Consider the following 15688-nt stretch of genomic DNA (forward strand, 5'->3'; position numbering starts at 1 on the left):
GGATTTGGGGTATTCACTAAGTACTATTCACTAAATACTATTCACTACTTCAAGGTTTGATCCTAACAATTTTATCATCTTTAAGAATTACAATTTCACTATTCATTTTCTTTTTAAATTCAATCAGCTTTTCATAAACTTTTTCCATACCCTGTACTACTTTCTCTTGATTTGGCGTTCTTTTATAGGTTTTCATAGTAGTGTTTTTTTAACTTATTGTATTTAAATGTATTCAAAATTGTAATTTCAGTGTCTAACGTTTTTTCAGCTATTAATTCTGGTATCCCTTCAGAATTATCATAGATTAAAACTTCATTAACAATCGACAGATAAATATCAAATAGATTCTTGATCCCATTGATGTATCTCCTTTTTATGACATCTGTTTCAATAGCATGTCCTCCTTCTTCTACTCTAGTTTTAACTCTTTCAATCGCTAAGTCTACATTTTGCAACCAAAAAAAAAGCAACGTTACGTTGTAGTTTTTGCTTTGTGCCTATTTTACTTTAGATTGATAACTTTTTGTTGCCAAAGTCGTTTCAAAGGCAAAATTTTGATTTAATGCTAACAATTCGTTTAGTCTATGAATCATTATTCGACCTGCTTCAAAGGCAACCTTTTCAGGCTGGAACGGAGATAAGCCCTTTGCAATCTCATCTGCATTTACAAATTCTTTACAATTTAATATTTGTGGTAAAATAGTAAATGAGGCTGTCGTCTTTCCCGCCCCGTTACATCCCGCAATTATGTATAAATTTTTATTCATGAATACAAAGATAATCAAATGAAAATTTAAGAAATACTACAATGAAAATTAGTTGGTTTTTTAAACTTCATAAAAGCACTGCACCTCGTTGTACCTCAAAATTGATGTCTTGTAAGGCACAAACATAATCCGATGCTCCTTTAGTACTGCGGTCGTTGGTTTGCTTCGCCAGTTCGCCCCGATAATTATCGGGACTCGTGTCGCCTATTTTTAAATAGGGATCTTCTTTGCCGCGTATCTTATGCCACCAACGGTTCAAGTCGTGACTGAGCCTTTCGACAAGTTCAAAACAAACTAACCAAGCGGTAGGGTACAGGAGATGTTTTCGGCTTTTAAACCCAGATTCCGCATTAGAAATCTACTACAACTAAATTCTTCTTCAAAACCAAGAACTTACTCCTATTTTTAAATTCAAAATACAAAAGTATTCCTTCTTTAAAAATAGTCCGTGAGCTCTTGCTTTTATTGAATAATTCAGTTTCGCTACGAAGTCTAATGCGGATTCTGGGTTAAAATAATATCTTTATACATATAGTATCGAACTATAAATCAAATGAATACTATAAACTGACTACTGAACACTAAACTACACTGTATCAATAAAACTTTTTTCTGTCCGATTAAAAACGAGAAGGCCTGCAAAGAAAACGAAAATGGTAAACACAAAAGTATATAGAAGGCCTTGTACTGAAATCGAGCCTACGTTGAGCAACATATAACGGGAGGTTTCGATAATATAGGCCAGAGGATTATAATGCACAAGCCATCCATACTTAGGCAGCTTGTCTTCAATCAATGCCAGAGGATACATCACGGCCGACAAATACATCAACAGTTGTACACCAAAACCTATCAGGTGGGTGAAATCACGGTATTTGGTAACCAAGGAAGAAATCAACATTCCCAATCCCAATCCCAACACTCCCATGAAAAGGATTACAATCGGGAGAAATACCACCGACCAATGCAAACCCACAGCAGCATCTTGAAAGTAGTAAAAAGCATAAAAAGCAAAAAAAATTGCAAATTGTATGCCCAGTTTCAACAAATTGGATATCACAATCGACAAAGGAGTGATGATTCTGGGAAAATACACTTTTCCGAAAATAGCGGCATTCGCTCGAAACGTATCCGAAGTCCCCGTTAGGCAAGCGGTGAAGTAATTCCAAACCGTGATCCCTGCCATATTGAATAAAAATGGAGGCACTGTTCCGGTTTCGATTCCAGCAACCGAATTGAAAATAATGGTAAAAGTAATGGAAGTAAACAAAGGTTGAATCAAATACCAAAGGGGCCCTAAGACCGTTTGCTTGTATACCGTCACTATATCGCGTTTCACAAATAGTACCAACAAATCACGGTAGCGCCACACCTCTTTAAAAGGTATTGAAAAAAAAGAATTTTTGGGTGTTATTTCAAACAACCAATCTTCATTTGGAGAAGGGGTGGTATTCATTTTGGATGCAAAAACTAGAGCTAAAAATCACATTATCGGATTTTTACAATTTGTTGACGACAAAGATAAGTATTAATCTTTAAACCCGAAAAACAAGAAACTTTGCGTTCCTTGCGGTTAAATTTATTGGAAACAGATTACACAGATTTTCACAGATTGAAAAAAGTTTAATCGGTTATAGTTTAATCGTTTAATTGTTCTTTACACTTATATGCCCTTATTTGCCTTCTATAGTGCCTAATACTTTCATTTTTAAACACAAACTTATGTGACTTATATGTTTAAACCCCTTGCGGTTCTTGCGGTTAAATTTATTGGACACAGATTACACAGATTTTCACAGATTGAAAAAAGTTTAATCGGTTTTAGTTTAATCGTTTAATTGTTCTTTACACTTATATGCCCTTATTTGCCTTCTATGGTGCCTAATACTTTCGTTTTTAAACACAAACTATGTGACTTATATGTTTAAACCCCTTGCGTTCCTTGTGGTTAAATTTATTGGACACAGATTACACAGATTTTAACAGATTGAAAAAAGTTTAATCGGTTATAGTTTAATCGTTTAATTGTTTTTTACACTTATATGTCCTTATTTGCCTTCTATGGTGCCTAATACTTACCTTTTTAAACAAAACTTATATGACTTATATGTTTAAACCCCTTGCGTTCCTTGCGGTTATTATTTTTACCACGAAGTAACACAACTAAACCTTTAAACAATTAACCGATTCAACCCAAAAAAATTATTTATCCAAAAATTGATAGGTGGAATTCATGCTTTTAAACTCGGGCACGATCATTTTCATTTTGCCCACTATATCATCATTACTAAAATAAGAAGCCATACCGATCAGTTCTTCAATTTCAAGATGTAAATGCTCAAACTCTTCTTGAATTTCCTCTGCAATCATGATTTTTTCATGATAGGTAGGAACGGTTTTGGAAGTATCATTCAATAATTCTTCATATAATTTTTCTCCTGGTCGCAAGCCTACGATTTTAATGGCAATATCTTTATCGGGAATAAAACCCGCCAGTTTGATCATTTTACGAGCCAAATCGATAATTTTCACAGGTTTACCCATATCAAAAATATAGATTTCACCACCTTTGCCCATTGAGCCTGCTTCTAAAACCAGTTGGCAAGCTTCGGGAATGGTCATAAAATACCGAATAATATCCTGATGGGTGATGGTTACAGGGCCACCAGCCGCTATTTGTTTTGTAAACAAAGGGACCACAGAACCATTGGAACCTAAAACATTTCCGAAACGGGTAGTGATGAACTTGGTTCCTTTGCCGTTATTTTCTTTTAAACTTCGCAATTGCAAAGACTGCACATACTTTTCAGCGATGCGCTTACTGGCTCCCATGACATTACTTGGATTCACAGCTTTATCAGTAGAAACCATGACAAACTTTTTAGCTTGGTATTGACAGGCTAAATCGGCCAAATTTTTGGTACCTTCCACATTGGTTTGTATTGCTTGAGCAGGATTGTCTTCCATCAAAGGTACATGCTTGTAGGCTGCTGCGTGATACACCACTTGTGGCAAAAATTCCTTGAAAATTTTATTCATTATTTCCTTATTGCGAACATCGGCTATGATGCAACGAAGCTGTGCATCCGTACTAATTTCGCCCAATTCTAACGATAGCTGATGCAAAGGCGTCTCCGCTTGATCGATTAAAAGAATGGTTTTGGGTTTAAATTGAATGACTTGTCGCACTATCTCACTACCGATCGAGCCAGCAGCTCCAGTAATCATAATGATTTTGTCTTTCAAATCTTTGGAAATGGTTTTGTTATCCAAAATTATTGGATTACGCTCCAACAAATCTTCAATTTGAATGTTTTTTACTTTGTCTGAGATCTCCTTTTGATTTTCCCAATTCGAAATCAAAGGCACAGTGTACACACGATAATTGAATTCTAAACATTTATCAACGATAAGCAATTGCTCTTCTTTGGTAAGCGATTTATCGGCAATAATGATGGCCTCGGCCCCAACAGATCGCATTAGCGTAGGCAACTTCTTTTTTTGTACCAAAATAGGCAAATCCAACATGCGCTTATTGGAATTCATATTGCGTTTGTCGACAAAACCCACAATCTTAAAACGGGTAGGTGTTTCGAATTTTAAGGCATTGGCTACCGAAATTGCATTGGCATCGGTTCCATAAATGATGGTACGAATTAATTTATTGGTGCCTTTGTCTGAAAAATACAATTCGAAAGTTTGTTTTACCACCACACGGTAGAGAAACAACCCACAAAAAGAAAGGACGATATTGATAAACAAAGCCGTGTTCAAAATCGCTTTGTCTCCAGTACCTATTTCATAAAAAAAGTTGGCCACTAAGAACACTACCAAAACGGCCATTTGGGAAAACAATAATTTTACTGCATCAATATAGGAAGAATGTCGGATGATCCCGGAGTAGGTTCGGAACAACCAAAAGAAAAACACATTGACCCCCATCAGTAAACTGACAAACAGCAAATAATGTGGAGTGATCACATACTCTAAACCCGTTCCTTTAAAAATTAAAACGGTGAAGAAAAAGGACACATTCAAGACCATGGTGTCCATCAAAACGATAATCCACCTTGGCAAATAACTCAGACTCTGAATATTAAATTTCAAGTTCGCTCTTGAAAAAAAATCACGTAGAAATACACTCAAAATTATAGTTTTTTTTAGTCATTGTTAAGACAACAAAAATACAAAATATAGGGAAAGTATGGACAAGAAAAATGTTAATATATTAACGCTGGTATTGGTGGGTTAATTGGTTAATTGGTTAATCGTTTAACTGGTTAATTGGTTAACAGGTTAAGTTTAACTAATTAATTGTTGAACTAAATTTAGTTTCACTACCTTTTGGGTGAAATTGTTTCTTACTATTTAGGATAGACAAGGATTTGTAGTTTTATTCCAGATGAAAAAAAACAGATGTTTTTCAATTTACCTAGCTTTTCCATGTGAAAAATAGTGCTATTCCTTATTTTTTCTAGGTCGATTTATTTTAATCTAGGATGCTAGCCAGCTTTGAGGTATCGAACTTTGGTTATTTTTTTTATTTGTATTTCACCCAACAGCTTATCGCTACCTAGAAAACAATAACCCATAAAACCATTAACCAGCTACCTTTAAATCAATTAAACAATTAACCATTAAACAGTTAACCATTAAACCTTTAAACAATTAAACCTTTAAACAATTAACCGATTAAACAATTAAACGATTAAACGATTAAACGATTAAACAATTAACCGATTAACCTTTAACCCCATTACCCTTTTTGTTTCAGCAAGCCCAACAAATAGTCGCCATAACCTGATTTCACTAAGGGTTCGGCTATAGCTTGCAATTGAGTACTATCTATAAATCCTTGACGCCAAGCTATTTCTTCGATACAACCCACTTTCAAGCCTTGACGCTCTTCTAGTACCTGAACAAATTGGCCTGCTTGCATCAAACTATTAAACGTACCAGTATCTAACCATGCGGTTCCTCTGCTCAAAATCCCAACTTTGAGTTTTCCTTGGGCCAAATAGACTTTATTTACATCGGTGATTTCATATTCCCCACGAGCACTCGGTTGAATGTTTTGGGCAATTTCGACTACCGAATTATCATAAAAATACAAACCAGGAACAGCATAATTTGATTTGGGCTCCAAAGGTTTTTCTTCGATCGAAAGTGCTTTTAGGTCTTTATCAAATTCTACCACCCCATATCGCTCTGGATCGGATACGTGATAGGCAAAAACTACTCCTCCATCTGGACTCGTATTCGATTGCAACAACTCTTGCATATGAGCTCCGAAGAAAATATTATCCCCTAAAACTAAAGCCACTGAATCGTTGCCAATAAAATCGGCCCCAATCACAAATGCCTGCGCCAATCCATTAGGAATCGCTTGTTCGGCATAGCTAAATTGGCAACCAATCTGACTTCCATCCCCTAATAATTTTTGAAAATTAGGCAAGTCATGTGGGGTAGAGATAATCAATATTTCATGAATGCCCGCCATCATCAAGGTTGATAATGGATAATAAATCATGGGTTTGTCATAAACAGGCATCATTTGCTTACTCATCGCAAGCGTAAGGGGATGCAAACGCGTACCGGACCCACCGGCTAGTATTATTCCTTTCATTTTTTTTAGTATTAAGTACTATGAATTAAGTATTAAGAAAACAGATAACAGATAACAGATAACAGACAACCGACAACTGAAAACCGAAAACAGATAACCGATAACTACTTCAAAAGTAGCATACAACGCTCTAAACTCTCCTTATACCCCGGAACCTTTACTCCAAAAGCAGCTTTAATTTTACTTTTATCTAATAACGAATACTGAGGACGTTGGGCAGGTGTTGGATAAGCCGAAGTTGGAATACCACTTACCTTACAATCAAATCCTCCAAGTTCTTGAATGGCCAAAGCAAATTCATACCAGCTGATTGCGCCTTCATTAGAAAAATGATAGACACCCGCTTGCCAATTGGGGTGAGTAATAATGGTCATAATAGCTTGAGCCAAATCGGCAGCATACGTTGGACTTCCTATTTGGTCGTTGACCACATTCAAACTATCGCGTTCTTGCATCAACTTCGACATGGTTTTGACAAAATTGGCGCCAAAACTCGAATACACCCAAGAGGTCCTAATGATGATACTTTCTGGACAAGCTGCCGTACAGGCCAACTCTCCCGCTAATTTGGTTTGCCCATAGACATTGATAGGACCAGTAGCTGCTGTTTCGGTTAAAGGAGTGGCTGCTGTGCCATCAAAAACATAATCCGTTGAAATATGGATCATCTTACAAGCATTTTCGGCACTCCATTTTGCTAGTACCGCCACCGCTTGATGATTCAACACATCGGACAATTCCAATTCAGACTCCGCTCGATCTACCGCAGTATGGGCTGCACAGTTGATTAGATAATTGGGTTTTATTTCTGAAAGACGCAAGGGTAATTGCTCTAGTTGACACAAATCCAATTCTTGGTAATCTGTAAAAACCCAATCAAATTGAGTATACGTTTTGGACAACACCCTTAATTCTGATCCCAATTGCCCATTTGCCCCTGTAACTAGTATTTTTTTCATTTATTTTTTTAAGTAATTAGTGATTAGTGACTAGTGATTAGTGACTAGTAATTAGTGACTAGTAATTAGTACTTAGTCGTTGAAAAGGGTAATCAATCAAGTACTGTAAATCACTACCCTTCATATACGAACTTCGCGGTTAAACCCTTAAACAATTAACCAGTTAACCGATTAACCCCCTAAATCAATCTTTGCGAACCTAGCGTAACCCCTTGCGAACTTCGCGGTTAAACCTTAAACTCTTAAACCTTTAAACAATTAACCGATTAACCAGTTAACCAATTACCCTCTTCTCCTAAAACTGACTATTACAATTATTGAAATCAGGCAAAACCCAATCTTTTTCAGAGACAATTGCGTCCTTCAAATCCATTCCCCAGTCAATATGCAAGGTAGGGTCGTCGAAACGAATGCCTCCTTCGCTAGTCTTGTTGTAAAACTGATCGCATTTATACAACACTACCGCTGTTTCGCTCAAAACCGAAAAACCATGAGCAAATCCTTGAGGCACTAACAATTGTTTTTTGTTTTCGGCAGTTAATCTAATGCCAAAATGCTGTCCGTAGGTTGGAGAATCTTTTCGCAAATCCACTGCGACATCCATAATTTCGCCTTGTAATACTCGGACCAACTTGGTTTGCGCATAGGGGGGATTTTGATAATGCAAGCCTCGCAACGTACCTCTTTGAGAAAAGGATTGATTGTCTTGCACAAAATCGATGGCAATACCCAATGCGTTCAACTTATTTTTATTGTAGCCTTCAAAAAAATACCCGCGAGCGTCTTCAAAAACGTCGGGGGTGAGTACTACTAAATCTTTGATAAAGGTGGTTTCTAAATTCATGTTGCAAATATATTTTTTTTCAAATCAATCGGCAAAGCTATAAGGCATTTCTTTAAGAAAAAATTTGACAATAGATTATAAAAGTTGCTGCGTTTAAGACAACTTAGTGTAAGGATAAATAATATGAACTTTATATACGTCTCAAGCACAAACCTTATAGGTATGAGTTTATTTCTTCTCCAAAACTTAAGAATTTTAAAAAAACCATTCGCGGCTATACTTTTACCACAAAGAAACACAAAAAAGCCACTAAGTCCCACGAAGAAGTATGGGGCACTTGCAGTAATAACTTTGGAATTTGGAATTTATCCCAACAGTAATCGAATTGAAATTTCCCTTTTCATGCTATTCCCCACAAAACAAAAAACCCTTTCAGAGTCTAAAACTCAGAAAGGGTTCAAAATACATAAATTAACATTTCAAAATCAATTCGAGCCTTCGTGGCCATCCCTACACCAAAAAAATCCGCGAACATCCGTTGCATCCGCCTCAATCCGCGTTCCATTCCTCATCATCTTTTCAAAAATAATTTGCGAATTTGCGGTCATCCTAACCCACCATCCTTTCAAAATAAATTTGCGACCCGAGCGATAGCGAACGCATGAACTAATCTGCGGCCATCCCTTCTAACAATCTTTTCAAAATCAATTCGTGCATTCGTGGCTTTCCCATATCAAACTTTGCGACTCTGCGCCTTTGCGAGACCCCCTTTTTGGAATTTGGAATTTGGAATTTTTCCCATAGCCATTGGTTTGGAATTTCAATTTTTCGTGGCCCTACCCCACAAAACAAAAAAAACCTTCCCGAGCCCAGCACTCAGTAAGGGTTTCATTTCCAAAAACAACCAACTGTAAATAGCTGCACCCTTAATCAATACAAGAATCCAAACAACCATAATGGTATTTTGTTTTGGAAACCATATTCAATATCGTCTGCAACAACATAAGCATTTTCAAGGCCTTCGGTTTGTTTTCCAGATTTACCCTTTCCGCCAATCTCGAAAGCATACAAATCATTGACAAAAAAATCGGTTTGTTCGTGATGTTTCAACTTGTTTTTATACCCTACTTGATTGGCAAAAAAAGTTTCTCTAGCGTTACCGATATTCGTTTTTGACGCAGAAAGGGTAAACATTAAATTGGTATTCTCTAGATATATCTTAGCGGGTTTTTGCAATTTTACAGTTCCCTTTGCCTCTTTTTGTAAGTTGATCGTCAGTCCTACCTCTTCTAAATACTGCAGATACGTCATCATAGTAGCTCTATTGACACCAATTTTTGCACTTAAATTACTCACATTAGGAATAAAAGGAACCGATTCAGAGATAATAGCTATCAATTGTTTGATTTTAGGAACCAAACCCACTTCCACTCCTCTCAACAGAGGCAATTCAATCTCAAGCATCATATTGATCACCTCTTCCAAGCGTTGTTCATACAAATCCTTATCTTCTTTATAAAATGGATAATAACCATACTTCAAATAACTTTCAAAATACTGAAAGGGTTTTACCCTACTATTGATCTGTGTGGCAATTCTCAAATGGTTGTTCAAAATAGCTTCTAGCGATACCTTTTCGAATTGCTGCCCTGTTTCCATTTCAAGAAACTCCCTGAAAGACAACCCCTGCATATAATAAACAATTGCCCTTCGACTCAAATCAGCCCTAGCATTTAATATTTCCAATAGCGAAGACCCTGTAAAAACTACCTTTAACTCAGGATGATCATCATAAATATTTTTTAATTCCTGTGCCCAATTTTCATATTTATGCACTTCGTCCAAAAAAAGATATTTTCCTCCATTTCTTACAAATTCATCTGCTAAACCTACTAAAGTCCTATCTTTAAAACCAAAAGTATCTAGACTAATGTACAACGACTCCTCCAAGGTATCACTAAAATTAAGCTTCATATACTGCAGCAATAGTGTTGTTTTCCCTACACCTCTAGCACCCTTAATCCCAATTAAACGTGCATTCCAATTGATGTCATGAATCAAACTCCTAACAAAATTGGTTTCGACTCGTTGTAACTTCTTCGTATATTTTCTAAATAAATCTTCCATAACGTATAGTTTACTATACAAAAATAGTTTAATTATTGCATAACACGCTATACAATAATTGTTATTTTTTGCTTATTATACTATACAAAATAAAAAAGGAATACCTTATAACACAACTGTTCTTAATTTAAATAGTAAAACGATTGAAAAATTGAACGCTTGAACACAAGATTGATAACCCTAAATTTCCTTTTTCTACTCCAAAAAAATCCGCGCTCATCCGTTGCATCCGTGTCCCATTCCTCACCATCTTTCAAATTAATTCGTGCCTTCGTGGCTATACTTTTAACACAAAGAAGTCACTAAGCCCCACAAAGATTTATGGGAAACATACAATTAGAATTTTGGATTTTGATTTTAAATTTTCTCATTTTCATATCCTTTCCTCAAAACAAAACCCTTTCAGAGTCCAAAACTCAGAAAGGGTTCAAAATAATTCGAGCATCCTTGGCTATTAAAAAATCCGCGCCCATCAGTTGCATCCGTTTCCATCCGCGTCCCATCAAACCCTCTTTTAAAAAAAATCTGCTACCCGAGCGATAGCGAACTGACGAAGTTATCTGCGGCCATTCCTCCTCACAATCTTTTCAAAAAAATCAGCGTATCAGCGGCCATCCCCCACACAACATTTTGCGTCCTTTGCGTAACCCTTTGCGCCCCTTGCGGTTAAACAACCCGCCATCTTTTCAAAAACAAAAAACACACCCCCAACCCCTCTCTAGAGGGGAGCAACCTCCTAATCACAATCATGTATAGGTACTATTTGGATTTCTTAATTGGAAGTTATCCCGACACCTATCGGATTGGAATTCCTTAATCCTAGCAATGCTAATTCGATAAATTTGCGACCCGAGAGATAGCGAACAGACGAAGTAATCTACTGTCATTCCTTAACACCCTCTTTTCAAAAAAAATCAGCGTATCAGCGGCCATCCCCCACACAACATTTTGCGTCCTTTGCGTAACCCTTTGCGTCCCTTGCGGTTAAACAACCCGCCATCTTTTCAAAAACAAAAAACACACCCCCAACCCCTCTCTAGAGGGGAGCAACCTCCTAATCACAATCATGTATAGGTACTATTTGGATTTCTTAATTGGAAGTTATCCCGACACCTATCGGATTGGAATTCCTTAATCCTAGCAATGCTAATTCGATAAATTTGCGACCCGAGAGATAGCGAACAGACGAAGTAATCTACTGTCATTCCTTAACACCCTCTTTTCAAAAAAAATCAGCGCATCTGCGTCCATCCCCCACACAACATTTTGCGTCCTTTGCGTAACCCTTTGCGCCCCTTGCGGTTAAACAACCCGCTATCTTTTCAAAAACAAAAAACACACCCCCAGCCCCTCTCTAGAGGGGAGTAGTCTCCCCAATTGCATCTTGTTTGGTGTATCGTTTGTTTTTTTTAATTGCTTTTTTTTAGCGAACCTTGCGAAACACTTTTCGAACTTCGCGGTTAAACCTTAAACAATTAACCAGTTAAACGATTAAACAATTTTAAACAACCTTAAACAATTAAACGATTAACCAGTTACCCGATTAACCCTTTAACCTTTCAAACTACCATCCAAGTATCAACAGGAAACCGCACATCATCCTCAGCCGTTCGATCCAATGGCAAAGTGGAAAAGGAAATCAATTTGGAACCAGGTTCCAAGGATTCTATGGCATTGGCATAGCCTTCTGGTATATGCAAGACTTTACTTTCGTTAGCCGAAAGCACTACACTTTCCACAACTAAATCTTTCGAAGGCGATTCCCAATTGTCCACTTTCACAAAATGCACCCTAATCGTACCTTGCACACAATAAAAATACTTGTTATCTATTTTATGTCCTTGCCAAGCCCGCAATGGTTGCTCCTCCGAATTACTAATGATGTAAAACCGAACAATTTCGTCAAATTTCATCCCATTGACAAACGAAATTTGCCCTCTATGATCGGTATGGATACCCCCTTCTAGTAGTCTAGGTTGTTTTAGATTTGCCTCCATCTTATTTTCTTATCTTTTTTAACTTCTAACTGAAATTCACTGATAAATGTTTAGTGCATTCAACCTTCTAAGCTCCATTGTCACCTCGAGTAGTCTATACTGAGCGAAGTCGAAGTACAGTCGAGAGGCTTTTTGTATCAATTAAGCCTTGTTTTCAACTCTCTTTAGCGCTTAAACAAAACGTAAACTCAGATTATCTTACTTCAAAACACACCCCCAGCCCTATAACTCCTGTAACTATTTATTTTTGGAGTCGTTGAATCTTCGATTTCAAGAGGGGAGTAATCCTTTCAATCGAATCTAGTTTGTATATGGTTTCATATTTTTCCCAGCGTTCTTTGGGTATTCCTTTTCGACCTTCGCGGTTAAATCTTCAACTCTTCAACAACTTTACACAATTAACCTTTTAAACAACCTAACCGATTAACCAGTTAATCGATTAAACCATTAACCCCACTAGTCGCCCAAAACCTTATACCCAAATACACTCCACTCATCCCTACTAAAATCAACACAAAAACACCAAGCGTCAAAGCCTGCTGTTGTATCAAATAAACAGTACAATAATTCACCACCAACTGCGCTACGGCATAGCCCATAGCCACTCCCACGTGAGGCAGCTTCTTTTCATTAGCCAGGTATTGATACAAGTGCGAACGGTGTGCCTCAAGTATGTTTTCCTTTTTGCGCAAGCGATTCACTATAGTCAGTACCGCATCAATACCGTAGACCACAAAGAACAACAAATAACCAATTTGTTGGGTAGTACTGATTAATTTGACCATGTAATACCCCAAAAACAAGGCCATGGCAACACTTCCTACATCACCAGCAAAGGTCTTGGCACGCTTCCTCAAATTAAAAAAGGCAAAAACCAAACAAGCAAGTCCCATTATATCGAGCATAGGAACATCGGTAACCAATTCAGGTAACCAACGAAAAGAAACCAAAGTTACCAACGCATACAACACGGTAATCCCATTGATCCCATCCATAAAATTAAAGGCATTGGTCCATCCAATGAGTAAAATGGCTACTACAGGCAACCACCACCAGCCTATGGTGATGAGCTCTAAATCATACAACACCAAACCGATGGCCAACACATGTGCCAGTAACCTTGGCAATTGCGACAACGGACGGATATCATCCACAAAACTCACAATAGCCACCAGAAGAACCGCTACCGCCAACGCCCCACTCACATACCCCATCCCAAAACCCAGAAGTACAGCGATAGGAAACAAAATCCCACCTCCACGCAAGGTAATTTGGGTATGCGACGACCGCAAATTGGGTTTATCTATAATATTGAACCGATCGGCAATTTTAAAATAAAAAAGTTCTGCCAGAAGCAGAACAATAAAGAATACAAGGTATATCATTTTGTTAGAAAAGATTGAAAAGTTGTCATTAGCCCCTCTCTAGTTTGAATTGGTAAATCTTTACCCAAGGCTAGTTTTAACTTGGAGTTATCAACTACATAACTCTCAGTCAATTTCTGTAAGCGTTCCGAATTCAAAGGAAGTGGCAAAACATCCCCTATTCTTGCCAAAGAACGGATCACATTTTTTGATAAATTCCATATTTTAACAGGCTTCGCCAAAGTTTCTCCAAGCAACTCGATTAATTCATTTGTTGAAAGTGCCTCATCGTCGGCTACATTATAAACCCCAGAAGGAATGGCTTCATTTTCCAACAACTCCTTGATTACAAAACAAAGATTTTCTATACTCAAAAAAGAGCGTTGATTTTCAAAAGCACCCAAAGGCCAAGGCAGCCCTTTCGCTACCAATTGATACAACAAATTCAAATTTCCCTTATTCCCAGGGCCATGTATCATACAAGGACGAAGGATATAGACTCTTTTTCCTTCTGGCAACTCTTGACTCAAAATATACTGCTCTGCCATTTGCTTGGCTATCCCATAATGCGTTTTGGGTTCAGTAGGTTCCACTTTAGAATTTGGATTTTTCACATTGGAATTTGGAATTTCTGTTTTGGAATTTCCTCCCCCTGTCACCTCGAACGCAGTCGAGAGGTCTTCGCGCCGTTGCGTCTTTGCGGTTATCCTTTTGGAATTTAAAACCCCTTCTTCAGTCAACATACCCTCCACTCGATCCGCTACAGCCTTCACCGTACTCATAAAAATAAACACCCTAGCCTCGGATACCAAAAAAGCATCAAATAATTGCTTAGTTAATTCGAAATTAGCCTCATAATACTCTTGGGGCTGAGATACTTTTTTTAAATCATGCGCTTTTCCTGCAAGATGAACTATTGCATCTCCATTTAATTTTAATTCTTGATGTGTCTTATAACGTACAGACATAGAAAAAACCTCATGTGAGGTTTTCAAGTAGGCTGCTAGATTTGAACCAACAAATCCTCTGGCTCCTGTTATGGTTGTTTTCATTTATTTAAATTGAGCCAATGCTTTTTTATTGATTTCTATTCTCTCCTTATCAAAAAACCAACCCCATTTATTAAAATAAATTATTGCAGAATTTATAAAAATTTTAAACAATTTTGAACTTTTATTGGCTCCCGATTCGTATTCATGAACCACCGCAACCTTTGGAAAATAAATAGTTTTGTAGTGTTGATGCATTCTTCTCGATAAATCCCAGTCTTCAAAATACATAAAAAAAACGTCATCATACATCCCTACTTTTTTTATGGCTTCGAGATTAAGTAACGTAAAACAACCCGAAAGCACTGGGGCATTATAAATTATATCTTCAGCTATATTTCGCAGCTCATATTTATTTATGAATTTCTGGTATGCCCTTGCTGGTTTTTTTAATTTCCTTTTAAAAATACTAAAAGGACTTGGCAATAGTTTGGGCAAATTCTGAATTGTGCCATCTTCATTTAGAATCTGTGGCATCATCATTCCAATTGTTTCATCATTTGACATATATTCAACCATCGGCATTATCACATCACCCTCAAAATAAATATCAGGATTAACAATAAAATGATATTTTGAACCCAAATCCATCGCTTTTTGAATAGCTACATTATGAGAAGCTCCAAATCCAGGATTGGAAGGATTGTGAATATAATCGATTCTCGAATTCGTCAACAGTGTTTTTAAATCATTAGTAGGGGAATTATCAACCAAAAACAATTTATTGATATCGCCAGTTTTCAATAAAGATTGGATGGCATCCTGCAACATATTAATGTCGTTTCTGTATAGAACAATACTAGACGTTATTTTTGTGTTCATTTATTCTCTTTTACTTAAATACTCTCCCACCCCTTCCTGTCAAAATTATACTCTTCACTTGTTTTTCAAGTTTTGCTACTCTAATTACATAATCCGTTAGAATTTTCAATACTATTAAATTTATCCATATTAATATTTATATACCCGTTGTTACTTTACATTAACACTTAATCATGTTACCTTATAAACATAA

Annotated in this window: 11 protein-coding genes and 2 pseudogenes; all 13 read right to left on the minus strand. The window is 36.9% G+C overall.

Features of this window, described 5'->3' with window-relative positions:
- Window positions 1-49 precede the first annotated feature (49 nt).
- Window positions 50-196: a hypothetical protein gene (locus ACSVH5_RS10955; RefSeq protein WP_438061479.1), complete on the minus strand. Its 147-nt coding sequence runs from the start codon at window positions 194-196 to the stop codon at window positions 50-52.
- A pseudogene (locus ACSVH5_RS10960) lies at window positions 183-767 on the minus strand (zeta toxin family protein). Before ACSVH5_RS10960 ends, ACSVH5_RS10955 begins: the two are co-directional and overlap by 14 nt.
- 73 nt (window positions 768-840) lie before the next feature.
- Window positions 841-1118, minus strand: a pseudogene (locus tag ACSVH5_RS10965) (hypothetical protein); the annotation flags it as partial.
- A 235-nt stretch (window positions 1119-1353) separates the two neighbouring features.
- Window positions 1354-2223: an ABC transporter permease gene (locus tag ACSVH5_RS10970; protein ID WP_438061480.1), complete on the minus strand. Its 870-nt coding sequence runs from the start codon at window positions 2221-2223 to the stop codon at window positions 1354-1356.
- A 746-nt stretch (window positions 2224-2969) separates the two neighbouring features.
- Entirely contained in the window at window positions 2970-4913 is a 1944-nt protein-coding gene (locus tag ACSVH5_RS10975) for a polysaccharide biosynthesis protein (RefSeq protein ID WP_438061481.1), read from the minus strand.
- A 610-nt stretch (window positions 4914-5523) separates the two neighbouring features.
- Window positions 5524-6393: a glucose-1-phosphate thymidylyltransferase RfbA gene (gene rfbA, locus ACSVH5_RS10980; protein WP_438061482.1), complete on the minus strand. Its 870-nt coding sequence runs from the start codon at window positions 6391-6393 to the stop codon at window positions 5524-5526.
- Between the two features lie 104 nt (window positions 6394-6497).
- A complete protein-coding gene (gene rfbD, locus ACSVH5_RS10985) occupies window positions 6498-7352 on the minus strand; it encodes a dTDP-4-dehydrorhamnose reductase (protein ID WP_438061483.1) in 855 nt (284 codons plus the stop codon).
- A gap of 295 nt (window positions 7353-7647) precedes the next feature.
- A complete protein-coding gene (gene rfbC, locus ACSVH5_RS10990; protein ID WP_438061484.1) occupies window positions 7648-8196 on the minus strand; it encodes a dTDP-4-dehydrorhamnose 3,5-epimerase in 549 nt (182 codons plus the stop codon).
- 870 nt (window positions 8197-9066) lie between these two features.
- Window positions 9067-10263, minus strand: a complete 1197-nt coding sequence (locus ACSVH5_RS10995) for an ATP-binding protein (protein ID WP_438061485.1) — start codon at window positions 10261-10263, stop codon at window positions 9067-9069.
- A 1559-nt stretch (window positions 10264-11822) separates the two neighbouring features.
- On the minus strand, window positions 11823-12260 hold the full coding sequence (locus ACSVH5_RS11000; RefSeq protein ID WP_438061486.1) for a hypothetical protein: 438 nt from the start codon (window positions 12258-12260) through the stop codon (window positions 11823-11825).
- A 431-nt stretch (window positions 12261-12691) separates the two neighbouring features.
- Window positions 12692-13645 carry a UDP-GlcNAc--UDP-phosphate GlcNAc-1-phosphate transferase gene (locus ACSVH5_RS11005; RefSeq protein WP_438061487.1) on the minus strand — a complete coding sequence of 318 codons (954 nt, stop codon included), beginning with the start codon at window positions 13643-13645 and terminating at the stop codon, window positions 12692-12694.
- The gene (locus tag ACSVH5_RS11010) at window positions 13642-14676 is read right to left on the minus strand and encodes an NAD-dependent epimerase/dehydratase family protein (RefSeq protein ID WP_438061488.1); all 1035 of its coding nucleotides are present in this window, start codon (window positions 14674-14676) and stop codon (window positions 13642-13644) included. The genes ACSVH5_RS11005 and ACSVH5_RS11010 overlap by 4 nt, the downstream gene beginning before the upstream one ends.
- The gene (locus ACSVH5_RS11015) at window positions 14677-15495 is read right to left on the minus strand and encodes a glycosyltransferase family 2 protein (protein ID WP_438061489.1); all 819 of its coding nucleotides are present in this window, start codon (window positions 15493-15495) and stop codon (window positions 14677-14679) included.
- Between the last annotated feature and the right edge of the window lie 193 nt (window positions 15496-15688).

It is taken from the genome of Flavobacterium sp. RSSA_27, from assembly GCF_051547125.1.
GTDB lineage: Bacteria > Bacteroidota > Bacteroidia > Flavobacteriales > Flavobacteriaceae > Flavobacterium.